This window comes from Streptomyces sp. NPDC001100, assembly GCF_053598575.1.
The window spans coordinates 118,261-144,736 of the sequence record NZ_JBSFKO010000003.1; the positions used below are offsets into that span (position 1 = coordinate 118,261).

The following is a 26,476-nucleotide window of genomic DNA, read 5'->3' on the forward strand; positions in this document are numbered from 1 at the left end:
TCCTCTGGTCAGCGTTTTCGGAGCCGCTTCTTCTAAGCGGCAGAAACCAGGTCGTCCAGATCGACGACGGTGACGCCTCGTAGCTCGCGCACGAGTTGCGAGGCCAGGAACCACGGGGTCAACTGCCGATGCCTGTACGGCAGCGGGGTTTGTGCCAACTTGCCGTCGAACTCGACGGGCTCGGGGCGTCCGTCGGCACCGGCGCGGTAGAGCGCCCCGATCACTCCGTGCAGCCGCGGCACCCTGGCCCGGAGCGCGACGGTTCCGGCCCGCACGAGGTGTCCGCACTGCTCGACGGCGGCCTTCGCGTGTTCCAGACACAGAGGCGGCTGAGCCGTGAGGCACCCTTCCCAGCCATCCGTGGAGCCGGCCTCGTGCTGCGCGGCCAGGAACAGGTAGCCGAGCTGGGTGTGGCTGGGCTGCTGCACGCAAACCTGGCACCGCAGCCCTTCCATGCACTCCCGCTGTCGCGAAGGGTGCACGTCCCGCCACCGCGGTGTCCCAACGACGTCGTTGCCGTGGCGGGACTGGGAGCAGCGTGCCCAGAGCACGCCCCGCTCGTCCCGATCGCCCGGTCCTTCGTTCAGGTAGAACAGACCCTTGCCGCCGGGCCGCAGTCCTAGGTTCGACAGCGAGTCGGGCTGTTCGCCTTGGCGTGCGGTGATGTACGGCACGAGGCAACTGGTCGGGGCGTGCGTGCTGGTCAGGGAGTTGAGCTCCCTCGACGTGGCGCGCGTCATGAGGCGGTATCTCCCATCAGGTCGAGAAGCGCGAGGATGGCCAGGGCGAACCGCCGGAGATGGCCCGGTGCGTCACCGGGGTGGGGGTGATTGGCGCTCAGGTAGATGAGGCGCCGAACCTCGTCGACCGGGTACGGCTGCACGAGGTAGGGAACGATCTCCACGAACGTGGTGGTCGCCTCCCGGAAGCGCGCGGCGATGGCCGCGACCAGATGCAGGTCAGGGTGGGCGTGCTCGCCGAGTACGGCCTCAAGGTCCTCGTACAGCTGCTCGCCGATCGCCTCGCCGGCGAGCGAGCGGCGCAGGCCGAAGAGGACCACGCCCAACGTCTCGTGATCGTTGGAGGTTCGCGGGCCCAGCAGCCGTACGGCGACATCAGCCGACACTGCGACCATCACGACCTCCCGCCGGGGATCGCGAGAGAGCACCACGTCATGGTGCCGTCGGTGCTGACCCCCCACTCCTTCGCGACGGCGGCGACAAGTAGCAGGCCGCGGCCGTTCTCGTCGGCCATGCCCGCAGAACGCAGTCGGGCCGGAGTAGAGGTTCCGTCGGTCACTTCGATGCGCAGTTCGTAGGCGGAGTGCAGCACCTTGAGCCGGACCGGTTGTCCCTCGCCGTGCTTGACGGCGTTGGTGACCAACTCGGAGACGACGAGCGTGGCGTCGTCGGTCAGCATCACCAGGTCCCAGCTGCGCAGTTGATCCCTGGTGATCCGTCTCATCTGCCCAATCCGGCGTTCAGCCGGATGGAAGTCGACCTTGAAGCCACCCTCGCCCGCTTGATCCCAGGTCTCGATGGCAGCGGCGACGGGCGTACGGGATGTCATCGCTCCGGCAGCGAGCGGCTGGGCTCGCTCCGTCATCACCCCGCCTCCGAAAGCATGGGTGTACGGCCCGAGGCGGGGGCCGGCGCGAACCCTCGGCGCATGGGAAACAGGGGCTGTCCAAGGGCGCGCCAGAAGAGCCGATCTCCGGTGAAGGCGCGTCGCGCGTGAAGCCAGCGTTCGTTGTCGAGCAGGTATCCCTGGCCGGGTGCCAGGGCGAGGCAGACCTGATGGCGTCCGGCTGCAGCTCGCAGTTGCGGGAGGTAGGGCTGAACTATCGGGTTCCAGCGCGCCAGCTTGTCGAACCGCAGGCGCACGGACACCCGCCGATCGCCGTGGACGGTGAACACCTGCGTGGCATGGCCGTCTCCGGCCCCGAAGAAGGCGGTGCGCGCTTGTGCCAGCGCAGCCCCCGCCTCCTGTTCGCCGGCGAAGAGGTCGGAGTGCATGGCCTGTCCGTCGGTGAGCAGGCATTCCCCACCCGTGGCGGCAGCTTGTCCGCACACGAGGAGCATCAGGCGGGGCGGATTGGGGGTGCCGGAGCGTTCGGTGTGCGGATCAAGCGGGCCGTTGCCGAGCCCGGCGAATCCCGTCCGATGCGCATGACGGCCGGTGTCGCGGATGGTGGTGAGCCCGTCCGAGTCGCTGTCGCGGTGCGGCACCAAATTCATGGTCCGAGTCGCGAAGGCGAGCACGGCAGCGCGCGAATCGAGACCGTCGACAGTGACCAGGCCCGTGTCCCGCAGCAGCCCCGCGATCTTCTTCTCGGCCCCAGGCGCGGCCAGGTCGACACGGTTGCGCATGAAGACATCGGTGTACGGCTGCTGAACTCGGCGCATCACGGATCTCCTTGGCTGCGGCGGATTGGTCCCACTGTTCGGCGCCGCCGGACCGGCGGTAAAGCGACAGATTGTCGACTCGGGCATTTCACCCACGCCCAACTCGCGCCACAGGCCACGTGCTACGTTCCGATCGCCCCCGGCCGTACGTGCAATCCGAGGAGAGAGATGGCGTACACGCCCCCCACCTGGCCCGTCTCCGTCAAGGGCGTCGCCGTGGACGGTCAGCGACGCGTACTGCTGCTGAAGAACGAACGCGAGGAGTGGGAACTGCCCGGAGGACGACTCGAACTCTCCGATGCCACACCAGAGTTCACAGTGGAGAGAGAGATCGAGGAGGAGACCGGCTGGGCGGTCAAGGCCGGTCCTCTCCTGGATGTGTGGATCTACCAGCCCCTGCCCGTGGCCATGCCGGACCGGCGAGTCGTGATCGTCACCTACGGCTGCGTCGTCCATACCCCGGACAAGACCCCCGTGGTGAGTCACGAGCACAAGCAGCTCGGCATGTTCACCGCTGACGAAGTGCCCGGCCTGACGATGCCGGACGGATACAAGCAGTCCATCGCCGCCTGGTACGCACGGATGTGACGGAACATGGACAGTTCGATGGTCCTGCGGCGCTCGCAACACACCGTGTGGCACTGGGCGACTCCGCAGGCCGAGGCAGTCCTCGCGTCTCGCGATCTCGGAGCCATCCTGCGCTTCCACCGTTCCGTGCACGGCATGAACCAGTCCGAACTCGGACGGCTCCTCGGCTACGACAAGACGTACATCTCGCTCCTCGAACTCGGCAAACGGAGCCTTGAAGACATCGGCTCCCGCCGGCACATCGCCGAGGCCCTGTGTCTTCCCCCGCACATCGTCGGCGTCACCGATCCAGCCGACACCGACCACCGCGCCATGCTCCAGTTCGGCGAGTCCACGGTCCGCCTCGCCGAGATCGCCCGCCAGTCCGGACATGCCTCCGAAGCCGTCGCCGAGTTGTGGCCTCTGATCGCCCGGCTGGAAGCCCGCATGGAGGACGGACACGCGGAACGGGATGTCCTGCACCTCCTGGCCCGAGCCCGTGTCGGCCTCGGCGTCGCCCTGGGCAACGTCCTGCCGGAGGAACGGCTGAGCACCGCCGCGCACTGGACCGCGAAGAGCATCGACATCGCCCGCTACTTCGGCGAACCGCCCTTCACCTCCTACGTGTTGCGCATGCACGGCAACGAACTGCGTAAGGCCCGCCTCCACGGAGCCGCCGTCGACCGTCTGCAGCACGCGGCTGCCATCGCACCGGACAACGAGGCGAAAGCAGCCGCACTTCCGCTGCTCGCTCGTGCGGCCGGCGCCCTCCGGAACCAGCCCCTGTTCGACGAGGCGATGCGGGAGACGAACCGACTCCTCGACGAGACCGACCACACCTCGTTGTTCAACCCCTACGCCCTGCACGAGATCCGCCTGCGAGGGCTGATGGCCACCGACAGGACCGACATCGCCATACAGCTGATCGAGCAGGGCAGTCCTGTACCGACAACTACCGTCGCCCCGCAGTGGCGCGTGATCGAGCTCATCACCGTGGCCCAGGTACGGCTGGCCGCCGACGACCCAGGCAGCGCCGCGCAGTCCCTGCACACCGCCGTCGACGAAGCAGTCCGCCAGCGACTTCCCCACCAGTTGCAACGCATCGTGCGCGCGGCGCAGTACCAGCTGCCGGAGATCAGGGAAGTCGCGGGCCATGCCCTGGACCGGATTCGGCAGGAGATGGCCGCCTAACTTGATCTCGTTCCAGAGCAGCACCGGCTGGCCTCGGTCATCCGACTTAAGGAACGTGGTCATGGGCCCATCGCACCGCGCTACGAAGCCGTCTGCCAGGGGAATCCAGAGGGGGAAAAATCTGTCAAGGGGGGAAACTCCGGGGGGAATTGAGGCCATGATTGAAATCCGCCCACAACAGAGGTCACACTCATGACGGATCCGTTCGCCGAACTGCTGATCCGGCTCCGCAAGGACGCAGGCCGGACGAAAGAGCAGCAGGCAGACGCGATCAACGCTGCCTCCGGCCGGGAAACCCTGACCCGCCGCGAGATCAGCCGCTACGAGAAGTTCGAGAACATCCCTACGAACCACACCCTCGCCCACATCGCGGTGGCTTCCGGCGTCCCCTTCGAAGAGCTACTGCGGGAGGCCAAAGCCGCCCGCGCCCGACGGAGGATGGGAAACGTCCGTGACGAGGAGGATCAGGACGACGTGAAGCGCCGCACGCTGCTGGGCAGTGCCGCCGTCGGCGTAAGCGCGGCTGCCGAGCCCTGGGGACGCCTCGCCTTCGCCCTCAGCAAGGGCTCGGTCATCGACACGCCCGCCGCGGTCGCGCTCGTCAACCGTGCTGCCGACCTGCACGTCCAGGAGCTCAACCTCAGTGCCCGCCGCCTGCAAGGCACGGTTGAGTCGCACCTTGACGCGATCACCGCGGCCCTGCCTCACGCCGGCGAGCACGAACGGGCTCTCACCGTCGCAGCCGGGGAGACCGCCGCCCTTGCCGGCTGGGTGGCCTGGGACCTGGGCGAGTACACCAAGGCCGGTTCCTACTACGACGTCACGATCGAGTGCGCGGCGAAGGCCGGGCATCCTCCCCTCAGGGCCTTGGCCCTCACCTACGCCAGCTACGGGGCTCCGACATCGAAGAGGAAGCTGGAACTCCTGTCCCAGGCCTCCCAAGATGTGCGTGGCCACGGCAACGCCACGGCCGCGGCCTGGGTTCTCGGAAGGCACGCGGAGGAAGCCGCCGCGGTCGGCGACGAGGCAGGGGCGCTTCGTGCGCTTGACCGAGCACGCTTCGCATACGACTTCGCGGATCACACCAGCGAGCAGGCGTGGGTCCGCTTCGTGACGCCGTACCGGATGGATTCGTTGGCTCTTTCCGTGTACGGGCAGTTGAGGCGATCCGAACTCTCCGCCACGGCCGACACGGCGGTCGGTCGCCTCGGGGACGAACTACCGGACGGCGGCGTCGTCGTCCTCGGCGATCTCGCCTCGGCCCTGCTGCGCGGAGGCGACGTCGAGCAAGGCGTATACGTATCGCGCCAGTTCACGGCCGCGTCACAGGCCAAGCCCAACACGATGGGCAAGGAACGCGCCGCGAAAATCGCCGCATGGCTCCCCGACACCGAGCAGGAACTCGCCCACCACTTGCGGCAGTTCGCGTCCTGAAGCGATCCCCTCGTTCGGCACACGGCAAGCTCAGAACACGACCGCCGTCGCGCGGTACGTCGTTCCTCAGTCCCGCGTCGTCTCCTCAAGAACCCACGACAGATACGCCTCGGACCCGCCGGTCACAGGCAGCGTGATCCACTGAGGGACGTCGTACGGATGCTTCTCGGAGAGCCATGCCTCCAACTGCGGGAGACGGTCTGTCGTCGTCATGTACGAGATACGCCACTCCCGCGCCGTCTCGACCGCGTTGTTCCACCAGTAGACGGCGGTGATCGGCGCGTCGATGTGAACGCCCGCTGCCAACTTACTCTCAACCGCACCCCGCGCCAGCGCCTTTGCCTGGTCCTCGTCGTCGATGGTCGTCTGCGCGATCACAATCTCGTTGGCCATGCAACTGCCTCTCCAGCTCGGTGTAGCACGACCCTATCCAGCCGTCTCTGGCGCTTGCCCGCCTCTCCCGAGGCGGGGATTGCAGGGTCAACCACCTTGAGCAGAGCCCAAGCTGGCATGATCCACTGCATGGCTGAGGGTGGGAAAGCTGTAACGGAACCAGCGCCGGTGTCGCTCGCAAAGACCCCGGAGAAGGGCCGGCGACGCATACCGATGTGGGCCACTGCCGCTGGCATAGCGGCCGTCACAGTCGGCGTCGTGCTTTGGGTCTGGGCGCCGTGGATCGACCGCAGCCCGTTCACCGCCTACACGGTAGGGGTGCAGGACGAGGAACAGACCGTTCCTGGCTCGACACCCGACAGCTGCGTCCGCACGGCCGCCTCCGAAGAGGAGACCGTCATCTACGACGAGGACGGCAAGAGACTGGCCTCCGGACGCGCCGAGCGAGAAGGCGAGCGCCTGGGCCCCGAGTTCGGAGAGTGGGCCGGGGACTGCCTGATCGTGACTCGAATCGACGACATCCCCGGAGGCATGGGCACATACGTGACCGAGTGGGGCGGAGGAACCCGCAACGAAATCTCGGAAGAGGAGCTGCGCCGCCCCTTGGAACAGAGTCGCGAGCAGTTCAAGACGATGGACAAGCCGGAGTAGCCCGCGTGCGGCCTACCAGTAACTATGTGCAGGCGTCAGCTACGTCGCCCCCTCGCCAACTCGGCCGCCTCGTCCGCGGTGGCCGGTCCGGCTCAATCCAGATCGATACCCAGTTCCGTGTCCGGACGGCAGAACTCACAGGCGTCGAAGTGCGGACGGTCCTTCGTCAGGACCTTCCGAGCCAGGCCCGGCTCAACAGGGCGCACGTCGCGGGGAGTCCGGTCGCAGTCGGCAACGTGGATCACTGCCCCTTTGGTGGCGTCGTGGCGGTCCCGGCGTTCGAGAACGTATCCGGTGGACGGGTGACCGCCGGTCTCCGCGCGGGTCACGGACCGCGGCCTCTTGGGCACTACGAGGGGTGGCCGAGGGATGGCCGCGCGATCGGCACGTGCGATCGCACGCTCTACGTCTCGCCGCTGGAGCCGCAGATAGGTGCCTATCGTCTCCTGCTGTGCGAGTTGCTGATCGAGATACGCCAAGATCGCCCGGAGGCGGGGCAGATCAGGCGGCAACTCGTTCATGTGTTCGATTCAAGCACATGCTCCTACCCAGTCGAGTGTGACCGTCACCGATAGCTGGCCACTGTCAGCGTTAGTTGGCCAGCCGCGCACATCGCGTTGGTATCAGGCCCTTCAGTCGCTGCGGATCAGTTACAGATTCCTCACCTTCTGGTGGCTGGAGGGTGAGCTGGTCATGATGGGCGCATGACGTTGGCAGCGAGCGCCCTCGCGCAACTGGCGACCTGGCCCGATCTGGCCGAGGCGGAGCCGAGCTGCGGCGTTGGCCGAGCCCTCCGCACGGTGCACGGCGAGATCGCCCACTTCCACTCCGACGGCCGCGTTGACCTGTACCTCACGGCCCGGGCCATCAGGCGGTTCGAAGACCACCTCAGGGCCGCGACGGCCGTTCAGCTGGTGCCCGGTTCGCAGTGGGTGACGGTGCACCTAGACGTCACTACGGACGTCCATCTGCTCATGACCCTGGTCAGCCTCGCCCTCCAGGCGCACCAGGCGTGGCCTGTTCCAGACGACGTGCCGCGAGCCGAATGCAATGATCACCGCAGTGCGGTTGGACCGCGTGAGAATCTCGGCGGAGGCTGAACACACCTCTCCAGACAGGTGGGGCGATGGCAGACAAGGAACGCGAGTCCGAGGCAGTCCGTGGGGTCGTGGAGCGCCTGACGGAGGCATTCAGCGCGACACGCAGCCCGGCCGAGGTCGAGGCCGCGGTCGCCACAGCTCATGCATCCTTCGAGAGCCGACCGGTCCGCGAATTCGTACCCGTACTCGTGGAACGCAAGGCCCGGGCCCTGTTGAGCGAATCATCCGGCTAGCGATCCGCGCTCCCCGAGCGTGCACGCTTGAACCCGAGCCGAACGGCGACCCCTCGGATTCTATGGTCCGCGTGGCCAACTACGGCTGAGCAAAGTGGCTTCCCAATGGGGAAGTCACTGTCAGAGATAGGTGGCCACACGCCCCCCGTCTCGCGCCGTCCAACCGAGCGCGTGCCGTCGAACCTCAACCGGTGAGCGACAGCACAGAGCCTCCATCCGGGTTCCAGATGGAGGCTCTGATCACTGACCGCGAGGCAGCGAGGTCAGCCCGTGACCGGTTCCACGTTGTTGCATGGGTTGTACGTCTGGTCGTTCCACGGTGCAGCGCAGGGGACGTTCACGTTAACGAGAGAGCCTCCGGGCACCACAAAGTTCTCGCCGACGCCGCTTGACGGGGGGGTCGATCGGCCAGGGATCCGCTGTGGCCGCGCCGCCACTGCACAAGATCGCGACGCTGGCCAGCAATACGGCCGCTCCAAGCTTTGCCCTGTACATCACGTTGCTCCGTTCTCCGAGTTCGGCGCCGAAAGGGATGCCGCTCACGAGAACGTTTCTATTTGATCTTGGTTACGTGTCGAAGTTCTGATTCCCCCGCACGGCCCTGGCGCTCCCGCCACGGTCGCAAGTAACGGCCCGTCGGCGGGCAGCGAAGACGACGACCATCAGGGAGATCACCGAGGCCGACCGAGACACAAGCTTCGGCGCCGAAACCGAGACCGTGGTGGCCACCTATCTCTGAGCGAAATGGCCAACTCTCTTTGAGTGCAGCTCAGTTACCAGCGGTCGCGCCTTCGCCCGTGGCCAACTATCCCTGGCAGTCACATCGAGTCTGCCATTCAGCAACAGGTGGCCATGCTCAGCGGTAGATGGCCACGCTCCCGCGACCAGCTGTCATGTGATCAGTCGTTTTCCGTCGCCAGGTCTGTGCGCATCAAGCCGCGCAGGACTTTGAAGTCCTCCTCAAGCTTCATGCGAACGGCGTGTGCCTCGATATCGGCGGGTTCCTTGCCGTCTGCGTAGTGATCGCGCAGGCGACGCATGGACCGGAAAACCTCATCGGCGGCAGTTTCGACATTGGGCGGTGCCACCAGGCGCAAACGCTCCAACGCGGCGTGAACGCCCGATGACCTGAACGCCTCCCGAGTCACGGAGTCTCGCGCCGCCTCACTCGGTTGGTCGCCAAGGCTCACGGAACGGATGGCCTCGCCAGCATCGTTCATGGCTGTCATGAACGATGTATAGGTCTCCCTTCGGACATCCAGTGCCCGACTGGACAGCTCTCGATGCCAACGGTTGCGATCCGCGATGACGGTGGCCGTGATTCCGATCGCGGCGCCGACGGCAGTCGACAGCACTGAGCCCCAATCCATGCTCTCAGCGTGGTGGACGTGCGGGCGAGGCGCCAGAGGATCTGCCGTCCCAAGGTCCGAGCGGCCAACTATCACTGAGCAGAGTGGCCAGGTGTCGTAGAGCGCAGCACCCCAACCGGTCGTTCTGTGAAGTGATGTGGCTAGCTATCGCTGAGCGTCACATCGAGTGGGACGTTCAGCGATCCGCCCGTCCTCCTGCCCTTGTCTTGGCCCCGCAGCCGCCTACCGAAAGCGACGCGTGGGGGTGAGCCACGCGACCGTCATCACCGGCTCTACCGCTTCGCCTTCGTCGTTCGGTTCATCCGGGGCCGCGGTTTGACGGACCTGCTCGATCTGCCGCTCGATGCCACGCAGGTTCTCCTGCAAGTCCATGGTCACTACGCCGTCGACGGTGACCTTCAACGGATCGGCCAGGAGCCGGGCGCGCCGCTCCCCCAGCACTTCGAGGGCGACAGCGCGCGCCGAGCGCAGTCGAAAGTAGCGGCGTTCCAGGTCGGCCGGGTCGGTGTCCGGGCCGACCTGCGCGAGTAGCCACGACCGCTGGAACTCGTTCAAAGGTGCACTTCCTCAAGGTGAAGCGCGGTACGGAGCCGTACGGGGGTGAGCCGGCTCCGCACCGCGCCGTGAGCGTACTACCCGGACGCCGAGCGGGACCGACGTACGGGCGCCTTCTTGCCCGCCCCACTGGTCGGCCCGGGATCCTCCGCCGAGCCGCTGGCGCCCTCAACTGGGCTCGGGTCAGCACCGGTTGGCGGATCGGACTCGCTATCGTCCGAGGGCGGTGGCGCGTCCCAGGCGTCGGGGTTCGTGACGAGGTCGGCGAGCTCCGGCTCGGGGTTGTCGCCCGGCAGCAGGATCAACTCCTCATACGTCGTGGGGTCCTTGACGTAGACAGCGGCCTTCAGCCGCCTACGGTCACGCATCACAGCACCTTCGCCACGATGTGCGCGTCCGGGGTGTGCATGACCGGCATGCCGACCGCGGCGCCCTTGGTCCAGATCTGCACGGGGTCGTCCTGCACCCCGCGGGTGATGATCAGGCCGGGCGCGTCCTCCCGGACGATCTCCGGGTTCGAGCCGCGCGACAGCACCAGGGCCTCGGCCGTCACCCCGTACAGGGTCTGCGCCCACTTCTCCCGCTCCGGCGGCACCAGGATCCACAGGTCCTCGGGCAGTACCTTGCGGGGCTTGCCGTCCACCCGCACTTGCGCCTTGTAGAACTGGATCGGCGGCAGCGAGTAGTTGCCGCGCACCACGTTGATCTGCTGCGGCGTCAGCGTCGCCGTCGGTGTCGCCGACGGGCTCACCGACCCGTAATACGCGGCCCGGTAGGCGTTGTTGGCCGCCAGGAACGAGAACGCCTTCCGGCTGCTGACCACCATCTCCGGTTCCGGAGCCCCGATGTCGTCGAGGTGCTGGATCCACCGCAGCTCGTCCGCGATCGGGTCGGAGGCGGGGTCCGACCACGGGCGGGCGGCGACCGGCATGTTCTCGGCGGGGACGTTCCAGTCGACCTCCAGCGTCAGCCCGTTCTCCTGCACCAGCTCGAACTTGCCGTCCGCGAGGACATCGCCGGCGGCCAGCTCCAGGCGGGAGCGGATGGCCTCCACATGCCGCTCCACGTCGTCGTAGAGCAAGTCGATCAGCCGGTCCTGATCCGAACCGTGGGATGCCTCCAGCAGGATCTGCTCCTGCTCGGACACCACGAGCTTCTGACCCAGCGCGGGCAGCGCGCCCTCGCGGGAGGTCTGCCACGCCTCACGGGTCGCGAACGGCACCGACGCGTTGAACGCCCGATACTTCGCCGCATTCACGTACCGGCCGGAGTCTCGCGTACGCCACTTCACCTCCCGCATCTCCACGGTCGGGAAGATCGTCTGGGTGAGCAGGAAGTCCTTCGGAGACGGGATCGCGCGGGCGAACGCCGTCAGGTCCATCGTCGAGACGTCCTTGAGCAGGTCCTGAATCGTCACAACAGGCCCCCGCTCACACGAAGCGGATCTGCGCGGCCCGCGGGTGCCACGTCAGCTGGGACACGTCGATACCGCCCGGAACCTTCGACGCCTTCACCGCGCCGTGCCACAGCAGAGCGGCCGGCACCCGGGTCTGCCCCGGCGCGAACGGCGCCTCCGCGATCACGAACCCGCGCAGGATCTGACGACCGCACTGGGCGTCCGGGTCGTACGGCCCGTACAGGCCGGACTCCGCGACCCGGCCGACCGGCACACCCGACAGGACCCGGCCGTACGGGTCACAGCCGTCGCCGCACACGAAGTGGGTGCCCTCGCAGAACAGCGTCAGGTCGAGGGTGATCGTGTCGACGGAGTCGGTGCCGTGCAGGGACGCCAGCCACTCGCGGTTGGCGGTCGTGTACTCGGACTTCGAAACGGGCTGGATGGACATGTGCGTGTCTCCATGGACGTTGCGGTCAGAATCCGCACACCGCCCACCAAGGCGATGTCGTCCACGAAGTCGAAGGGGGCGTGGTCCCCAAGTGATCGGCGCCCGGACGTTAGCGGGCGGCGGTGTCGCTGAACTCGGCTATCAGGCCCCGGCGCTTGGCCATCTCCAGCCCGGCCGAGCCTGGCTTCGACACCGTCGTCGTACGGGTCGGGCCGCGCCCGGCCGGTGCACCCGCGGGAGCCGCCGGCACCGGGGTACGGATCTCGCCGAACAGTTCGGGGCGGCGTGCGCGCAGGGCCTCGGCCGCCGACTGGACCTGCGCCTCGTCCGCGTCCTCATCGCCCACGGCCAGCAGCCGCTCCGCGTCCGCCAGATCGTCGCCCTCCGCGCCGAGCGCCACTAGAGCACCTCGACGAAGAGCCGCCCGCTCCCGCTCGGCGGCCAGTTCCTCACGACGCGCGGCCTGCAACTCCCGCTCCTGGGCAGCCTGTTCACGGCGCTCGACTTCCGACAGCGCGGCCTGCTCGGCCTCCCGCTGCTCGGTCACGAACTCGCTAAGCGCCTTCGGGGAGTCGAACCCGAGCGTGGCCAACAGCCGCTTGACCGCTGCCCGTTCACCCTGCGCCTTCTCCCGGGTGAGCATCTTTCCCAACCGGTCCTGGGTGACGGTGACTTGCTGCTCCTGGCCGGGCTCGGCCGCGTCGTCGAGCTGATCGTTGCTCTCGTCTTCCGACGAGGCACCGAGAACCGGGTAGATCGGCCGCCCGTCATCACGGAACCCGACAGGACGGCGGCGGGGCGGCAGGGGCCGGACCATACATCTCCTCCAGAGCGCGCCCCCGCGCTGACGATCAGTGTAGCCAGCCTGTCGGCGCCAGAGACAGGACGATCCGTCAGGCGCGATTCCCGAACAGGCCACCCACTAGCCGCTCTACGCGTAATCTGACCATGTGCCACGGCACGCTCACCTTCCACCGCAGCCCGCTCCCGGATACGGGATCCGGGAGGATCAAGTGGAGGTGGCCGATGCGACGGCACTTACGGGGACTGGTCGACAAGCTCGGACGGCGCGAACTGGCCCTGATCACCTTGGGATCTCTGATCTCAGCGGTGATCGCCAAGGTGGTGGACGTGCTGTTCAGCTGACGACCACGGCGTTGTAGCCGCCGTGGTCGCCAGCCGCTGGTGGACCGTTCCCCAGTGGAGCCCTGCGCCGTTCATGGAGCAGGGCTCCACTGCGAACTGGACGCGGGTAAACCATGGCCGGGGAACGTAGTTGGGCCGCTGGCGGTCGGCCCCGTAACGGTCAGCCGCGTGGCGGCGCAACTGACTCTTATGACTTACCGGGTACCCGGTACCGAGGATAGGCGATGTGCGGGCTAGCCCGCAGAGCTTAAGCGTCATGGTCGCCCTAATCCTTTAACGACGACGACGTCCGTTAAAGGATTAGGGCAACCGCTAACGCCCTGGGCCTGACCGATCGGCGCCCATCTCAGGCCGCCACAAACCCGGATGAACTTCCCTCTTCTTGCTGGTCATTGTCTGCGTCCGCGCTGCGCCTCCCCTCGGCCGTGTTCTCGGCGATCCGCAGCGCGGCCTCCTGCTCCGCCTTCGCCCTGATCCGTGCGACCTCCTGCGAAGCGTCCTTGATCGGGTACCCGGCCTCCACGAGCATCGCCACCGCGGTCTCCAACGACAGCACCCCCGCACCGAACGCCGAAACGACCTCCTCCAGCACTGCGGCCCGATCTGTCGGCGTATGCGGCGCCCACGCCAACCGCGTCGGCAACGACTCCCCCACCGTCCAGCCCTCCGCCCGCCCCGCCTGGTACAGCCGCTGCACCATCTTGAACAGCAACCGGTACTTGTGCTCACGGGCCAGCCGCATCATCCCGATCAGCGCGTCCAGCGGCCCCAACGCCAGCTTCAGCGCATACCCCGACGGCACCTCGGTAGCATCCAGCGTCCCCAAACCGGCCGCTGTCACACGGGAGTTGGACGCGATCCGCTCCAGCAGGTGATCCACCCTCGCCCGCAGTTCGGCCAGCTGCGGGGAGGTATCCAGCGCATCCATCCGCCCGGTCTCGCCGAGCTGCCACACCGCACCGGCCTTCACCGCAAGCTCCTTGGGCTGGCCCGTCGCCCGGTCCACCGGCAACCGCGCACCCGCCAGCCCGATGATCGGCGTACCCGTCGTCGCAGACGCCGCCGAGCTGTCCGAGTCCGTCGCCGCCAATTCGTCCAGCGCCTGCAACACCCGCGCAAGCACCGAACGCCCCCAGTGCTCCCCGCCGTCCGGGATCGTGTTCGCGAAGTGCACCACCGGCACGAAGTCGATCATCAGGTCCAGCCGGTTCAACTCCGTGCCGTCCGACCGCACTCGGTACGACGCCTTGCCCATCGGGAGCCTGTCGAGCGTCTCGCCGTTCTTCAGGTCGTCGAGCAGCCACTCCGCGTCCGTGAGATAGCACGTCACGTTGGAATTCCGGCCCGGGTCCCACGGATACTGCCGCGCCCCGCCTCCGTCGGACTCCTCAGCGTCCTCGGAGACAGGGCCCAGCTCGTACGTGACGCGACGCACCCTGGCCTTCAACCCGGCCTCATCGTCCGCCGGCAGCTCCCACGCCAGATGTACGCGGACGGGGAAATCCTCGTCCTCGTCGTCCCACTGAGGGAAGAAGAACCCCGGATCGTAGACGCGTAGCGTCGGCCGCCGCTTCTCCGGGTTCCACGCCAACACCATGACGGAGTCCCCGAGAAGGACCGCCGCCCGCTCCGCCTGCTGCACCCGGAACGTCAGCAGCTCTTTGTCCGCCCACGTCCGCAACCGCTCCTGCACCGCGGCCGCCTCTGCCGCGCCCGGCGTCGGCGTCTCATCGTCGGCGTGCTCGGCGCCCTCGACCGCGACCTTCTGCTCCGAACCGAGAAGGTAACCGAGCGCGGTGTCCACGAGGTTGGCCGCGTCGCCGAGTTCCCGGCGCTCCAGCGCGCCCGCGTCGCCACCGGCCGCAGCGAGCTGCCCGGCCTGGTTGTTGTCGTACGACGCGAGCACCTTGTAGGCGGCCAGTCGCCGTAGCTCTTGCGGCGGAACCCATGTCCTGGCCAGCTCCGGGAAGGCTCTGCTTCCCGGACATCCGGCATCGGCCATCACCGGCTTGTAGTTCAGCCACGACCAGGCATCAATCAGGAATTGGCGCAGGCCCACTTGCCCTCCAGGCAGTCGCCCGCGCCCAGCGACAACTTTAGCCTCTTCCTTCTGACATCCCACAAGGCCGCAACCAACACCGCACCGTGAAGCGTCATGAGGAGGTAACGTCCCGCCCCCTCAAGTCAAAGTTCAGGAGCGGAATGCCCATACGGCCTGTCTGGTTTAGTCAGCTTCAGAGTCGGATTAACGCCACAGTAGAGCGCGTGCCGAACCGGCAACGCACCCAACTGGGTTTTGCGCTGGCACTGCCCAGTTTCATTTGCTTCAACATTGCCCTCGCTCACGGAACCAACGTCTGGGGTTGGCTCGCTCTAGGGGTGGGCGTGGCACTGGCGACCACCGCACAGAAACTACTAGACCCGTTCTGGGAATCCCGCAGCCACAAAGCTAAGCGACGCCGAAGCGCGATATCCGGTTTCGCTTACCCAATCGTCGTCTTCATGATGATGGTCTTTCAAGTGCCCATTGCAGCGCGAGAAGGCCACGGAGCCTGGGGCCTCCCACTCATTGCCGCCTGGCTCCTCTATACCCTGTTCAACCCATCCCACGAACCCGAAGAATTCCCACTTGAGCTTCTGCGCCTACGCATTGCACGCGCGACCGCACTGCGCGTCGCCTTCAACTGGTTTGGGATGATCGGGCTCATCGGGTTCCTTGCAAATACCGCCACAGAGAAGGGACTGGACGGCCCGGCCCTCAGCATCAGTCTGACACTGTTCGTCGGTGTAACAGTGTCATCGCTCAGAATCTACAGTCGCGTCCGCAAGCTGTGCACTCGAATTCACGCTGACACGCAACGCCTGTTTCGCGATTTGGAAGAGCTACGTGAAGCCAGCGACATAAAGGAGCAGTCAGCCAGGCGAGCAACCGCTCGCCGAACCTGGGACGACCTACACCGAGTACTCCGAAACAGGGTCGACACGGGTTTTCATCGGTACGGTACATTCGTACTCCCCCTGGCAGCACTCAACGAGCTTCAGGAAAAGGTAGTTTCCGCCATCGATGCAACTCCGCCGACAGAGGTAGCACACAAGGCACTGCTCGACGACCTGGGCACGATTAAGGCAGCCTGCGAGGCCAAGCTTGATGACATGACGTGAAAGAGGCGCAAGAGCCCGCGCGGCTACCTACGACCACCCAGTCTCTGGTCATTCGCTGAACGTGGCGGCGGCATCGCCGGATCCAGGAACAGATCCCAGAGCGCCCACACCGCGCTGTCGAGCAGGTCCGGCGAGTCCTCCGTCTCCCCCTGCCCGACGAACGTCGTCATCTGCTCCTCCAGCTCCGCGAACACCCGTGCCGCCCCCACGTGATGGACCCGCACCTGCTCGTACAACTGCGCCGCCGGAGCCGCCCGAGCCCGCTTCCCTCGTGTTGCATGAACGATCCGCCAGTTCACGGTGGGGTCAACCTGTTCCAGCAGCGCGGGCAGGTAGTCACCGCCGTTGTTCGCCTCGATGACCACGCAGTCGGCACGGTGCTCGTGATAAAGCGTCGCGGCCCGCTTCATCGCCTGCGTCGGCGTGTACCGGTCCTGCTCCGCGTGGAGCAGATACCCACGGGGTCGCTCGTCCCCGTACATCGATTCCACCGGGAACCCGCGTCCCGCCACCGTAAACGCCGTCATGTCCGCGTTCTCGTGGGACTTCGTGGCCGGGTCGACCGCGACGACCACCCGCTGAAGGTCGGGCAGATGCTCGGGCCGAGGGCGAAAGCCCTCGACCTCCAGCATCCATCCCTTCCACAGCGCGCCCTCCACGTCCTCCAGCAGCTCGCCGGACAGCTCCTGGCGCCCCAACCGGGTGCCGGCGTACTCCTCCTCCAACTCCTCGCGAGCCGCCGCCGACAGGTTGGCGTCGTTCTCCCGCATGTGCCCGCGGGTCAGCACCACCCGCGGCGGCACGCCGCCCTCCTGGTGGGCTTTCTCCTGGGTACGGCCGCGCTCGACGAGCCGCTTCACATGCGGGAGCGGCTTCGGGGTCGTGGAGATGACGACCTGCGGCGTGTCGGCCTCGCGCAGGCAGAACCACAGCATGTCGTAGACCTCTTGCGCGGTATGCCGCGACCATGCCGCGTACTCGTCGCACCACGCCTTGTCGAACGCCCAGCCTCGCAAGTTGTCCGGCGTCTCCGCGCCGAAGCCACGGATCAACGTGCCGTTCGTCAGCTTGAGGACCGTGTCTCCGAGCGACGAGTTGTACTTCGCGACCTCCTCCGGCGGGAACACCGACAGCAGGCCCGACTTCGGGGACTCGAAGCAGATGTCCCGCACGAGCGTGGCGTTTCTCGCGATCACCGCGATCTGCGACCCCGGCGTTTTCGCCCACTCGCGCACGGCCTCCGCGGCCGTACGGGACTTGCCCCAGCCACGGCCGGTGAGCAGCAGCCACACCGTCCACAGCCACAGCGGCTGACGCTGCGCGGCACGGGCGTGGTGATGCTGCCACCCCTCATGAGGGAGCCCGTCACAGCCGACCACCTCGCACGCCCACCGCCGCGCCGACAGCTCGTCGGCCCGGATCAACTCGGCGACCTCATACCAGAGTTGATCGTCGGTCATCAGCGACGGGTCCGCGAAGTCCTCGACCATCCGGCGCTTGGCCCGACCCCGGCTCACTGGGCGCCCTCCGACAACCGACGCTCCAACTCCCTACGGAGCTGGAGCATCCGGGCCTGACGCTCCTCGTCCGTCAACGCCTTCACGTCCGCGCCCTGGTCCCGCTCCTCGCCCGTCCCGGCCTCGGGTGCCTCGCCCACGGCTCGGCGTTCGATCTCCGCCGCGACCTGGATGTAGCGCAGCAGCTCCGATGGCGTCAGCTCCCGAGGGTCCAGCGTCTGAAGCCGCGCCACCGCCTTGCTCTGCACGGCCTGCGCCAACTTCGCGTGCCTGCGGGCGATTTCACGCCGCGCCTGCGCCTGCTCCGCGAGGAACAGTCGGTCCTGTTCCCGGTCGTACGCCGTCGTCCGCACCACCCATGCGAACTGCCGCGACCAACGGCCCACGAGCGCACGGGATTTATCCAACTCCCGTGCCACCTTCGTGACACTGCGCGCCGGCCCGAGGTCGCGGTACACGGCGAACGCCTCGAACGCCTGAGGGGACTCACCGCTCCGCCGCTCCCAGGGATCAACGGCGCTCCGGCCACTCACCGGGACCTTCCTTCTCCCCCGCGCCGCGCAGCCCATCATGCACGAGGAAGAACGCAGCCTCGTCCGAGACAGGGGCGTATAGCCCCGCCTCACAGCTCTCAGAAGGCTCACAAGATTCTTTAGAAAGCCCACCGTCGAGGGCCGCACCCTTTTGACCTGTGGCAACTCACGTCAGCCGAGGACCGTCGGGCTCTGCACCAACTGGACTTCTACACAACAGGGTTGACGAGGTGTGGGTTCATCGCGAAAATTTCATCCATGAACCCACAGTCGTGGCTCGATGCGTTCGTGGAGCGCAATGCGGTGGACCTGGCACGGATGCGCGAGTACTGCGAACTGAGCCTCGCTGTCGCTATGAAGAGCGAGCGGAAGAAGCGACCGACTCCCAAGAAGGTGGAGGGTTCGGTGGTGGCCATGGAGATGCGTGATCTCGTCCTGCTCGCCGCCGACAACCCTGTCTTCGTGTCCGGCAATTTCACTCTCGTGGAGAAGCCGAACCGCTCAGTGTGTCTCCGGGAGAAGCTCACCGGCCAAGAGATACGTGTCCGTAAGACCAAGGAACCGTCCCTTCTCAATGCGGCTGCGTACCGGCCTCCCGACATCCATCAGCCCCCGATCTTCGACGCCGACGGCGACGGCCTTGACCCCGGCCTGGTCCCGGTCCTCGTCTGGCACATCGATCCGAGCGACCTCATGGCTGACTTCAGGGCCGTCATCGTGGACGACCTGGAGGAACTGAACCGCTCCCCGATGACGGTCTGTGCTTCCACGGAGGTGCCTCTTCTCGCCAGCCTGAAGGACGCTAACGTTGCGACCGCCGCCAGCGCGGTGAGCGACGACTTCGGCAACCTGGTCAGCCGACGTCGTCCTCGGGAAGCCGATGGAACAGGGGATACACCGCCTCAGGCGTAGCCCCACACGGACAGACAATGGAGATGGGTGCTGTGGCTGAGACGATCGCCGTCTACGGATATCGCGTCCGGCAGGCGCGGACGATCCGCCACAGCCCGATCAAGCCCCTCGCGCAGATGCTCGACATGTCTCCCTCTGCGTGGACCGCGCTGGAACGCTCGACGTCCACGGACATGCCTCGCCTCAAGCTCAGGTCTCTCGCGACCCGCTTGAAATTTCCGGCCGAGTTCTTCTCCCAGCCTCCAGGGCTCCCCATCCACCGCGGCTCTCTACTGTTCCGCAGCAAGAAATCGATCAAGGTGGCGCAGATCGACGCTCTCACCACCCTGGCGGAGATGATCGTCGAGCTGGTGGGCGCCCTCGGCGAACACGCTACGCAGCCGCCTCTCCGGTTGCCTATGGCACTCCGGCAGGACATCAGTCCCGAGGAGGCGGCCCGACTCACCCGTCATGCGCTCGACCTTGCCGAATCCGAGCCGATCCCCCACGTGATCCACACGCTGGAACGCGCGGGCGTACCCGTCGCCGTCGCCGACGTCGACATGCCGGATGCCAGGCACGACGCCTTCTCCGTATGGGGTGGGGATTTTCATGAGCAACCCCTGATCGTCGCTCGGCCGGTGAACTCCTGGGAGCGCACACGTTGGTCGATCGCCCACGAAGCCGGCCACCTGATCCTGCACCGCGGAGCCACGGGCGAGGTGGACGAAGATGCCGCCAACCGCTTCGCCAACGAGTTCCTGCTACCCGCTGACATGCTGCGCGAGGAGTGGCCCGGTGCCGTCACACTCACGTCCTTGATGCCGCTGAAGGAGCGTTGGAAGATGTCGCTCGCAGCGATCATCACGCACGGCAAGCACCTCGGACTCATCGAGGAGCACCGTGCCACGGGCCTCTTCAAGCAGCTCTCCGCGCGTCGCGATCCCAACACAGGAGTCACCTGGCGAGTCCAGGAGCCCGGGTGGGCCGACCTGGAACCCGAGCGACCCCGTCTCCTCGCCGTTATGACCGAACGGGGCTTGGAACAACGACCTACGCCCGACCTGTTCACCGCCCTCACTGGCGGCTGGGCCTCCGACCTGATGGAGGAGATCATCTCCGGTCAACGCGAGGCACCCGCAGTCGTCCAGGAGCACGCCAAGACCGCTCCGACATCGCTGCCCGACAACGTCGTCGCACTGCGCCGGGCTTGAGTCTGGCTGGCGGTGGGCCCGCGCCCCGCGCCGACCTTGGGCGACGGGGCGTCGGAACCTCACCCGTTATCGACGATTCCGCTTCCTCGGCCTCCATGGCAGCCAGTTCGCCGCCGCCTCGATGACGTCCACGACGTCCTTCCTGTCCGCACGGAACAGTGCGATCACCACGGTCACGAACAGGGTGAACATGAACAGAAGGAGCGCGAAGCCCACCCACTCTGCCGCATCGTCCGGCAGCAGTCTCACAACCTGCATGTACATGCGCTGTCTTCTCCAGGCCGCGGACCGGGCGCGACCTCAGAGTCAAACAAAGGTCACGCTGTGCGGTACATAGGCGGCAGGCTTCGAGACCCGGTCTTCCCGAGCATCCGCACGACGGCATCACGCGGTGGCGCATTCCGCGTGCTCGCGCTCGTCAGGGCTGTACGGAGGTACACCAGCCCCCTGGAACCGAGTTGGGCGAGTCTGTCCCGGTGCTCACGGATGGCCACACCTCGTAGCCCGATCAATGCGAGCAACAGGCTCTTGATGTTGCGCGCCTCGCGACGCGTGAGCCCGATGGCCCGGCCGAGGCGGTAGACGGTGCGCTGCCAGGACACGCCCTCGCTCCCCGAGCGGGGCTCTTCGGTGCGCAGGAAATCCATGTTGTTGCTCAGGCAGTCGAAGTCGTTCATCGGCAGCAAGACCGTCTCGCCTCGCAGCAGGCTCCACAGCCCCGCCACAAAGCTCTTCATCACGGCGGACTTCCCGGATCCGGCCACCGCCATGATCAGTCCGTTATCCCTATCGACGGCCTCTCGGGCACTCAGCACCGTCTTGACCCCGATACCGAAGCGGCCAATCGAAGGGCGGCTTCGCCGTCGGGACAGGTCTTGGTAGAGGTCGAACAGGGACGCCGCCCGCACCGTTTCCCGTGCCCGCACGGACACGCTTCGGTCTTCGTGCCGATAAACAAAGGCAGGACACGGGTTCATCGGCCGGAACGCTGCCGAAGTCTCACATCGCTGCTGACCTTGCAGTTCTTGCGCGGCGGCCGCATACGCTCGGCTCAGAACGTCGGCCACGACTCCGCTCTGGATGGACGCGCCCAGCCCACCGTCCCGCGAGGCGTCCGCCGGCGTCGTGCGGTCAGCAGGGATCTCAGAAGTCTCATCTTCAAGCCACGGAGGCAGCGGCCGACCCTCTTCGTTCACGTCACTGCCCCCTTCCGCCCTCGGCTCGCACACCAAGCGTACCGGGAGGATGAGACAGGCCGTTCTGCGTAAGTGGGGCACACCTGGCGACAGTTGGCTACCAAGCCGCACCGACGCTACGAGACCGGGTACACCAACACCTCTAGGGCACGCCTAGGTGTTCTATCCATGGAGGTTGGTGACAGGGCGCGACTTGTGCGCGTGGGGGGCCTGCTGGCGATATTGCCCGCAACCGTGCGTGGTCGATCCCGTCGCTGATGGGCGAGGTGCTTACTCCTCGCCAGGCATCTCGCTGCGGCCTCGGAACGTGGTGCGGTACGCCTGGGGTGTGACTCCGATCGCTGCGTGTAGATGCTGGCGCAGTGAGTTCGCTGTGGCGAAGCCGACCTCTGCGGCGACCCGGTCGACCGTGAGGTCGGTGGTTTCCAGGAGATGGCGCGCGTGGTTGAGCCGCTGCTGGGTCAGCCAGCGTCCTGGGCTGGTGCCCGTTTCTTCCTGGAAGCGGCGGGAGAAGGTGCGCGGGCTCATCCGGGCGTGCGCGGCAAGCTCTCTCAGAGCAAGCGACTGGTCAAGGCGTTCCAGGGCCCAGGCGCGGGTGGCGCCGGTGCCTTCGTCCCTCTCCGTGGGCATGGGCTGGATGATGAACTGGGCCTGGCCGCCCTCGCGCCAGGGCGGAACCACGCACTGCCGGGCGACCTGGTTGGCGACGGCGCTGCCGTGATCGCGGCGCACCAGGTGCAGGCAGGCGTCGACCCCGGAGGCGACGCCGGCCGAGGTGAGCACATCGCCGTCGTCGACGAACAGCACGTCGGGGTCCAGCGCCACGCGGGGGAACAGCTGGCGGAAGTCGTCCGCGAGCGCCCAGTGCGTGGTCGCGGGACGTCCGTCGAGCAGCCCGGCGGCGGCCAGGGTGAAGGCGCCGGTGCACAGGGAGACAATGCGGGCCCCCGGGCGGATGCGGGCGAGCGCCGAGCGGACCGGCTCGGGCAGGTCGACCGTGAAGTGGCTCAGGTCGTAGGGCGGGAGGATGACGGTGTCGGCGCTCTCCAGCGCCTCGGGCCCATGGTCGAGGGTGAGGGCGAGGCCGGTGCTGGTCGTGACCGTACGGTCCTCGGTCGCGGCGCAGCCGATCACCTCGTACGCCCCCGCAACCCCGGCGTAGTGGACCCCGCCGAAGACCCGTTCGGGGATGCCCAGGTCAAAGAGGTACACGCCGTCGAGCGCGAGGACGACGACCCGGTGCGGCGGCGCACCGGGGGTGGCGAGAGGTTCGAGCGCGACCATGGCACGATTCTATGGGTTTATGACCATCTTGCCATTGGCGAGGTCAGGGCACCTGCCGCAGCCTGGAACCATGAAAACGCACACCATGCAGGTCATCAGCCAGAACACGCTCGGAGACCCGGAGGTACTCCACCCGGTCGAGCGCGAGCGCCCGGAGCCCGGCGTCGGACAGGTCCTCGTCGCCGTACACGCCGCCGGAATCAACCCCACCGACGGCCAGCACCGCAGGCTCGGCCTGTTCCTGGGCCAGCCGCCCTTCACGCTCGGCTGGGACGTGTCCGGTGTCGTCAAGGCGGTCGGCCTGGGCGTCTCGCTCTTCGAGGTGGGCGATGAGGTGTTCGGCATGCTGCCGTACCCGGACGGCGCCGGAGCCTATGCCGAGTACGTCACTGGGCCCGTCCGTGCCTTCGCGCCCAAGCCCGCGGAGCTGAGCCACGCCGAGGCCGCCGCGCTGCCGATGGCAGGCCTGGTCGCCTGGCAGACGCTGGTCGACACCGCCGATCTGCGGCCGGGGCAGCGGGTGCTGGTGCTCGGCGCGGCCGGCGGGATCGGGCACATCGCGGTGCAGGTCGCCAAGGCGCGCGGTGCGTACGTGATCGGCACGGCGTCCGGCGACAAGTGCGACCTGGTGCGCGGCCTGGGGGCCGACGAGGTCATCGACTACCGCACCGCCGACGTCGTCAAGAAGACCCAGGACATCGACGTGGTCCTGGACGTGGTCGGCGGCACCGACCGGCTGCGCTCCTTGGAGACCCTCAAGCCCGGCGGCATCCTGGTCTCCAGCCTGCCCGTCGAGTTCGACGAAGTGACCGCACGCGCCGCCGAGTTGGGGGTGCAGGCCAGGAACCTGGTCGTCGAGCACGACCGGTCCGGCATGGCGGGCCTCGCCGCTCTCGCCGAGGGCGGGCGGCTGCGCCCGCACGTCGCCGCCACCTTCCCGCTCACCGAGGCCGCCAAGGCCCACGCGCTGGCCGAGTCGGGCGGTGCCACCGGCAAGCTGGTGCTCACCGTCCGCCCGCGGACCGGCAGCGCGTCGTGACGACGATCGGCTTCATCGGCGCGGGCAGTGTCGCCGGCCAGGTCGCCAGGAAGGCCGTGTCGCTCGGCTACGACGTCATCCTCAGCAACGCGCGCGGGCCCGAGTCACTGGCGGACCTGATCGCCGAGCTGGGGCCTACGGCGCGCGCAGCGACCGTCGTCCAGGCCGCGCTGGACGCGGACATCGTCATGGCAGGCATCCCGATGGCGGCATACCGAGACCTGCCCGTTGCACCGCTCCGAGGCAAGATCGTCATCGACGCTATCAACTACTACCCACCCCGCGACGGCCACATCCCTGCCCTGGACACGGGCGAGATGACCACGTCCGGGCTGGTGCAGCAGCACCTCGAAGGCGCCGAAGTCGCCAAGGGCTTCAACCACATCGCTGCGGCCGACATCACTACCGAAGGCCGCCCCAGCGGCGCTCCGGGACGGCGAGCACTCGCGACCGCCAGCGACTTCCCCGAGGCGGCTGCGTTCGTCACGGAACTCTACGATCGGTTCGGCTTCGACACCGTGAATCTCGGCCCGCTCTCGGAAAGCTGGCGTGCCGAGTTCGACCGTCCCGCCTTCCTCGCCGCCGTGGGCACTGCTGACCTGCGGGCTCGGCTGGCCGAGGCCCCCCGGATCGCGTGACCTGACGCGGCAATCCAACTCCGGCGTGCGTCGCGCGCCCACGCGTGTGCCGTCACCCACAACCGCGACGCCAAAGCACCCCCACAGGACGCGGGCGCGAACGCCATCGTGGCCGCTGCTGCCGGGGCGAGACGAGCCGCGCTACCGGCAAGCCGGAGCTCACCGCAGGCCGCTGACTCACAGCCAGCACCACGGCCGGGTGCACGGGATCGACCCCGTGCACCCGGCCATCGTCATCTTCAGAGCCAGAAAGTCCCCGCATGGTCCACCGCAATGCACCCCTGACCGAGACCGGCCGCCTGCGTCTGGCCCGCTGCGTCGTCGAGGACGGCTGGCCGCTGCGGCGGGCCGCCGAACGCTTCCAGGTCTCGCCCACCACGGCCCAGCGGTGGGCCACCCGCTACCGCGAGCTCGGCGAGGCCGGTATGGCCGACCGCTCCTCACGGCCTCACCGCAGCCCACGCCGGACCCCCACCCGTACCGAGCGTCGGATCATCAAGGTCCGCATCCTGCGCCGCTGGGGCCCTGCCCGCATTGCCTACCTCCTCGGACTGAACCCGGCCACCGTCCACCGCGTCCTGACGCGCTACGGTCTCGCCCGCCTGGCCCACCTGGACCGAGCCACCGGCCGGGTGATCCGCCGCTACGAACATGCGGCCCCGGGCGACCTCGTGCACGTCGACGTCAAAAAGCTCGGCAACATCCCCGACGGCGGCGGTCACAAGGTCCTCGGCCGACAGGCGGGCCGCAAGAACCGCGCAAAGGCGGGCATGAGCTTCCTGCACAACGCCATCGACGACCACTCCCGGCTCGCCTATAGCGAGATCCTGGTCGACGAGAAGAAGGAAACCGCCGTCGGATTCTGGCAGCGGGCCCACACCTTCTTCACCACTGCCGGAATCACCGTCCGCCGAGTCCTGACCGACAACGGCTCCTGCTACAGGTCCCACCTCTGGCGCAACTCACTTGCCGAACAAGGGATTTCACACAAGCGGACCCGCCCCTACCGCCCCCAGACCAACGGCAAGGTTGAACGGTTCAACCGCACCCTCCTCGACGAGTGGGCCTACGCCAAGTCCTACCGGTCCGAATCCGAACGACGCGATGCCTACCCTCTCTGGCTGCACACCTACAACCACCATCGCGGACACACCGCGCTCAAGGGCCAATCACCCGCCAGTCGCGTCCCCAACCTCGCGGGTCAGCCCATCTAGCTCCGGGCAGCCAGGACTTCCAATACCCGCCACGGCTCGCCAGCCGGCACCGTGCCGTCCTGAACCATCCGGTCGATCGCTACTCGTGCGGCCGCCGCCGTCTCCACCGGCACAGCACGCACCCCGAACACCGTCTCCAGCGGCGCCGTGCCCGCCCGGCTCGCCTCCCCGGAGGCCGCGTCGAACCAGCCCTCCGCCAACTCACCCACATGCCGCTCGAACACCGCGAGGATCACGCCCAGCGCCGTCGCGCTGTTGCCGATCTTGTACGCGGCCCGCGAGGTCTCCAACGCGTCGAGCACCGGCTCGTACTGCTCCAGCCCGGCCACCCACCGCTGGTCCGCCGTAGCCATCGACCGGGCCGCGTCGAACGCGGCCTCCGCGCGCTCCAGTTCACCGGGCAGGAACATGAACTGCACGCTGGCGAAGTCGAGGTTCGCCTCGCCGAGGGAGGCGACGTCCACCTTCTCCAGCAGGTCCAGGGTCTTGTCGTCCAGGCCGGTGTACTGCCGCCACTCCACCGACTCCAGCTCGTCGTACAGCTCCTTGAGGATCGCCGGATCGTCCTGCCCCGCTATCGCGTTGTGGGAGAGCTGGAGCGCGATCTGCCGTTGGCGGGGCAGTGGCTCGTCGATCTGCATCCACCAGATCGACGACAGGCCGGCCTCGATCGCCGCGAGCGTCCGGTGGTTGCCGGACAGCACGACCAACCGCCCGGACTCAACGTCGTTCCACACCAGCGGTGTTGAGGTCAGGCAGCCGTCGCGCTCGATGTTCGTCACGAGCTGTCGGAACTGCTCGTGCGGCAGGAAACGCGCGTTGACGTCGAGGAGCGTCAGTGTGCGCGGGTCGCCCTGCACCATCTGCGGCGGGGCGAGGCGCGTGGTGTCCTCCAT

General features: G+C 67.4%; 31 protein-coding genes. 12 read left to right on the forward strand and 19 right to left on the reverse strand.

Annotated elements, in window-relative coordinates; all coding sequences use genetic code 11:
• Positions 1–32: 32 nt before the first annotated feature.
• The 4 genes from ACWDEW_RS05015 to ACWDEW_RS05030 are packed head-to-tail and all read right to left on the reverse strand — an operon-like array spanning position 33 to position 2,369.
• Positions 33–740 (reverse strand): hypothetical protein, encoded by a 708-nt coding sequence (locus tag ACWDEW_RS05015; RefSeq protein WP_401948298.1) that lies wholly within the window; start codon positions 738–740, stop codon positions 33–35.
• Entirely contained in the window at positions 737–1,135 is a 399-nt protein-coding gene (locus tag ACWDEW_RS05020) for a DUF6415 family natural product biosynthesis protein (protein WP_450509709.1), read from the reverse strand. The genes ACWDEW_RS05015 and ACWDEW_RS05020 overlap by 4 nt, the downstream gene beginning before the upstream one ends.
• Positions 1,135–1,605, reverse strand: a complete 471-nt coding sequence (locus ACWDEW_RS05025) for an ATP-binding protein (protein WP_450509710.1) — start codon at positions 1,603–1,605, stop codon at positions 1,135–1,137. The genes ACWDEW_RS05020 and ACWDEW_RS05025 overlap by 1 nt, the downstream gene beginning before the upstream one ends.
• Positions 1,605–2,369, reverse strand: coding sequence for a TauD/TfdA family dioxygenase (locus ACWDEW_RS05030; protein WP_450509712.1), 765 nt, complete (start codon positions 2,367–2,369; stop codon positions 1,605–1,607). The genes ACWDEW_RS05025 and ACWDEW_RS05030 overlap by 1 nt, the downstream gene beginning before the upstream one ends.
• Before the next feature lie 204 nt (positions 2,370–2,573).
• Here ACWDEW_RS05030 and ACWDEW_RS05035 point away from each other — a divergent pair, with 204 nt between their 5' ends.
• From ACWDEW_RS05035 to ACWDEW_RS05045, 3 genes are all read left to right on the forward strand, one after another.
• On the forward strand, positions 2,574–2,993 hold the full coding sequence (locus tag ACWDEW_RS05035) for an NUDIX hydrolase (RefSeq protein WP_450509714.1): 420 nt from the start codon (positions 2,574–2,576) through the stop codon (positions 2,991–2,993).
• A gap of 6 nt (positions 2,994–2,999) precedes the next feature.
• Complete coding sequence (locus tag ACWDEW_RS05040) at positions 3,000–4,163, forward strand: helix-turn-helix domain-containing protein (protein ID WP_450509716.1); 1,164 nt, start codon at positions 3,000–3,002, stop codon at positions 4,161–4,163.
• A gap of 192 nt (positions 4,164–4,355) precedes the next feature.
• A complete protein-coding gene (locus tag ACWDEW_RS05045) occupies positions 4,356–5,597 on the forward strand; it encodes a helix-turn-helix transcriptional regulator (RefSeq protein ID WP_450509718.1) in 1,242 nt (413 codons plus the stop codon).
• 66 nt (positions 5,598–5,663) lie between these two features.
• Here the strand turns inward: ACWDEW_RS05045 and cutA are convergent, their stop codons facing one another.
• A complete protein-coding gene (gene cutA, locus ACWDEW_RS05050) occupies positions 5,664–5,990 on the reverse strand; it encodes a divalent-cation tolerance protein CutA (protein ID WP_450509720.1) in 327 nt (108 codons plus the stop codon).
• A 129-nt stretch (positions 5,991–6,119) separates the two neighbouring features.
• On the opposite strand from cutA, the gene ACWDEW_RS05055 reads away from it, so the two are divergent.
• Positions 6,120–6,641: a hypothetical protein gene (locus ACWDEW_RS05055; protein ID WP_450509722.1), complete on the forward strand. Its 522-nt coding sequence runs from the start codon at positions 6,120–6,122 to the stop codon at positions 6,639–6,641.
• A 92-nt stretch (positions 6,642–6,733) separates the two neighbouring features.
• On the opposite strand, the gene ACWDEW_RS05060 is transcribed toward ACWDEW_RS05055, so the two are convergent.
• On the reverse strand, positions 6,734–7,162 hold the full coding sequence (locus ACWDEW_RS05060; protein WP_450509724.1) for a DUF6233 domain-containing protein: 429 nt from the start codon (positions 7,160–7,162) through the stop codon (positions 6,734–6,736).
• 183 nt (positions 7,163–7,345) lie between these two features.
• On the opposite strand from ACWDEW_RS05060, the gene ACWDEW_RS05065 reads away from it, so the two are divergent.
• Together ACWDEW_RS05065 and ACWDEW_RS05070 are read left to right on the forward strand one after the other, a co-directional pair.
• The gene (locus tag ACWDEW_RS05065; protein ID WP_450509726.1) at positions 7,346–7,741 is read left to right on the forward strand and encodes a luciferase domain-containing protein; all 396 of its coding nucleotides are present in this window, start codon (positions 7,346–7,348) and stop codon (positions 7,739–7,741) included.
• A gap of 26 nt (positions 7,742–7,767) precedes the next feature.
• Positions 7,768–7,974, forward strand: a complete 207-nt coding sequence (locus ACWDEW_RS05070) for a three-helix bundle dimerization domain-containing protein (protein ID WP_450509728.1) — start codon at positions 7,768–7,770, stop codon at positions 7,972–7,974.
• Positions 7,975–8,873: 899 nt separating this feature from the next.
• On the opposite strand, the gene ACWDEW_RS05075 is transcribed toward ACWDEW_RS05070, so the two are convergent.
• The 7 genes from ACWDEW_RS05075 to ACWDEW_RS05105 all read right to left on the reverse strand — a co-directional run bounded on the left by ACWDEW_RS05075 (position 8,874) and on the right by ACWDEW_RS05105 (position 15,014).
• Complete coding sequence (locus ACWDEW_RS05075; RefSeq protein WP_450509729.1) at positions 8,874–9,344, reverse strand: hypothetical protein; 471 nt, start codon at positions 9,342–9,344, stop codon at positions 8,874–8,876.
• A 222-nt stretch (positions 9,345–9,566) separates the two neighbouring features.
• Positions 9,567–9,899, reverse strand: a complete 333-nt coding sequence (locus ACWDEW_RS05080) for a hypothetical protein (RefSeq protein ID WP_450509731.1) — start codon at positions 9,897–9,899, stop codon at positions 9,567–9,569.
• A 77-nt stretch (positions 9,900–9,976) separates the two neighbouring features.
• Complete coding sequence (locus tag ACWDEW_RS05085) at positions 9,977–10,267, reverse strand: hypothetical protein (RefSeq protein WP_450509733.1); 291 nt, start codon at positions 10,265–10,267, stop codon at positions 9,977–9,979.
• Positions 10,267–11,316: a major capsid protein gene (locus ACWDEW_RS05090; protein WP_450509735.1), complete on the reverse strand. Its 1,050-nt coding sequence runs from the start codon at positions 11,314–11,316 to the stop codon at positions 10,267–10,269. The genes ACWDEW_RS05085 and ACWDEW_RS05090 overlap by 1 nt, the downstream gene beginning before the upstream one ends.
• Before the next feature lie 13 nt (positions 11,317–11,329).
• On the reverse strand, positions 11,330–11,746 hold the full coding sequence (locus ACWDEW_RS05095; RefSeq protein WP_450509737.1) for a head decoration protein: 417 nt from the start codon (positions 11,744–11,746) through the stop codon (positions 11,330–11,332).
• 109 nt (positions 11,747–11,855) lie between these two features.
• Positions 11,856–12,563 (reverse strand): hypothetical protein, encoded by a 708-nt coding sequence (locus tag ACWDEW_RS05100; protein WP_450509739.1) that lies wholly within the window; start codon positions 12,561–12,563, stop codon positions 11,856–11,858.
• Between the two features lie 675 nt (positions 12,564–13,238).
• On the reverse strand, positions 13,239–15,014 hold the full coding sequence (locus tag ACWDEW_RS05105; protein WP_450509741.1) for a hypothetical protein: 1,776 nt from the start codon (positions 15,012–15,014) through the stop codon (positions 13,239–13,241).
• A gap of 143 nt (positions 15,015–15,157) precedes the next feature.
• Between ACWDEW_RS05105 and ACWDEW_RS05110 the strand changes: the two genes are divergently transcribed.
• Positions 15,158–16,054, forward strand: coding sequence for a hypothetical protein (locus ACWDEW_RS05110; RefSeq protein WP_450509743.1), 897 nt, complete (start codon positions 15,158–15,160; stop codon positions 16,052–16,054).
• Positions 16,055–16,077: 23 nt separating this feature from the next.
• On the opposite strand, the gene ACWDEW_RS05115 is transcribed toward ACWDEW_RS05110, so the two are convergent.
• Both ACWDEW_RS05115 and ACWDEW_RS05120 read right to left on the reverse strand, forming a co-directional pair.
• The gene (locus ACWDEW_RS05115; RefSeq protein ID WP_450509745.1) at positions 16,078–17,571 is read right to left on the reverse strand and encodes a terminase large subunit domain-containing protein; all 1,494 of its coding nucleotides are present in this window, start codon (positions 17,569–17,571) and stop codon (positions 16,078–16,080) included.
• Positions 17,568–18,104, reverse strand: coding sequence for a hypothetical protein (locus tag ACWDEW_RS05120; RefSeq protein WP_450509747.1), 537 nt, complete (start codon positions 18,102–18,104; stop codon positions 17,568–17,570). The genes ACWDEW_RS05115 and ACWDEW_RS05120 overlap by 4 nt, the downstream gene beginning before the upstream one ends.
• Before the next feature lie 258 nt (positions 18,105–18,362).
• Here ACWDEW_RS05120 and ACWDEW_RS05125 point away from each other — a divergent pair, with 258 nt between their 5' ends.
• Both ACWDEW_RS05125 and ACWDEW_RS05130 read left to right on the forward strand, forming a co-directional pair.
• Positions 18,363–19,016: a hypothetical protein gene (locus ACWDEW_RS05125; protein ID WP_450509749.1), complete on the forward strand. Its 654-nt coding sequence runs from the start codon at positions 18,363–18,365 to the stop codon at positions 19,014–19,016.
• A gap of 32 nt (positions 19,017–19,048) precedes the next feature.
• Complete coding sequence (locus tag ACWDEW_RS05130; RefSeq protein ID WP_450509750.1) at positions 19,049–20,209, forward strand: ImmA/IrrE family metallo-endopeptidase; 1,161 nt, start codon at positions 19,049–19,051, stop codon at positions 20,207–20,209.
• Positions 20,210–20,275: 66 nt separating this feature from the next.
• On the opposite strand, the gene ACWDEW_RS05135 is transcribed toward ACWDEW_RS05130, so the two are convergent.
• From ACWDEW_RS05135 to ACWDEW_RS05145, 3 genes are all read right to left on the reverse strand, one after another.
• On the reverse strand, positions 20,276–20,473 hold the full coding sequence (locus tag ACWDEW_RS05135; protein ID WP_450509752.1) for a hypothetical protein: 198 nt from the start codon (positions 20,471–20,473) through the stop codon (positions 20,276–20,278).
• Positions 20,474–20,526: 53 nt separating this feature from the next.
• The gene (locus tag ACWDEW_RS05140; RefSeq protein WP_450509754.1) at positions 20,527–21,276 is read right to left on the reverse strand and encodes a hypothetical protein; all 750 of its coding nucleotides are present in this window, start codon (positions 21,274–21,276) and stop codon (positions 20,527–20,529) included.
• Between the two features lie 399 nt (positions 21,277–21,675).
• The gene (locus ACWDEW_RS05145; RefSeq protein ID WP_450509756.1) at positions 21,676–22,689 is read right to left on the reverse strand and encodes a GlxA family transcriptional regulator; all 1,014 of its coding nucleotides are present in this window, start codon (positions 22,687–22,689) and stop codon (positions 21,676–21,678) included.
• A gap of 70 nt (positions 22,690–22,759) precedes the next feature.
• Between ACWDEW_RS05145 and ACWDEW_RS05150 the strand changes: the two genes are divergently transcribed.
• From ACWDEW_RS05150 to ACWDEW_RS05160, 3 genes are all read left to right on the forward strand, one after another.
• The gene (locus ACWDEW_RS05150; RefSeq protein ID WP_450509758.1) at positions 22,760–23,728 is read left to right on the forward strand and encodes an NADP-dependent oxidoreductase; all 969 of its coding nucleotides are present in this window, start codon (positions 22,760–22,762) and stop codon (positions 23,726–23,728) included.
• Positions 23,725–24,366 (forward strand): NADPH-dependent F420 reductase, encoded by a 642-nt coding sequence (locus ACWDEW_RS05155; protein ID WP_450509760.1) that lies wholly within the window; start codon positions 23,725–23,727, stop codon positions 24,364–24,366. The genes ACWDEW_RS05150 and ACWDEW_RS05155 overlap by 4 nt, the downstream gene beginning before the upstream one ends.
• 260 nt (positions 24,367–24,626) lie before the next feature.
• Positions 24,627–25,580 carry an IS481 family transposase gene (locus tag ACWDEW_RS05160; protein ID WP_450509762.1) on the forward strand — a complete coding sequence of 318 codons (954 nt, stop codon included), beginning with the start codon at positions 24,627–24,629 and terminating at the stop codon, positions 25,578–25,580.
• Here the strand turns inward: ACWDEW_RS05160 and ACWDEW_RS05165 are convergent.
• On the reverse strand, positions 25,577–26,476 hold the full coding sequence (locus ACWDEW_RS05165) for a ParB N-terminal domain-containing protein (RefSeq protein ID WP_450509764.1): 900 nt from the start codon (positions 26,474–26,476) through the stop codon (positions 25,577–25,579). The two genes, ACWDEW_RS05160 and ACWDEW_RS05165, sit on opposite strands and share 4 nt — an antisense overlap.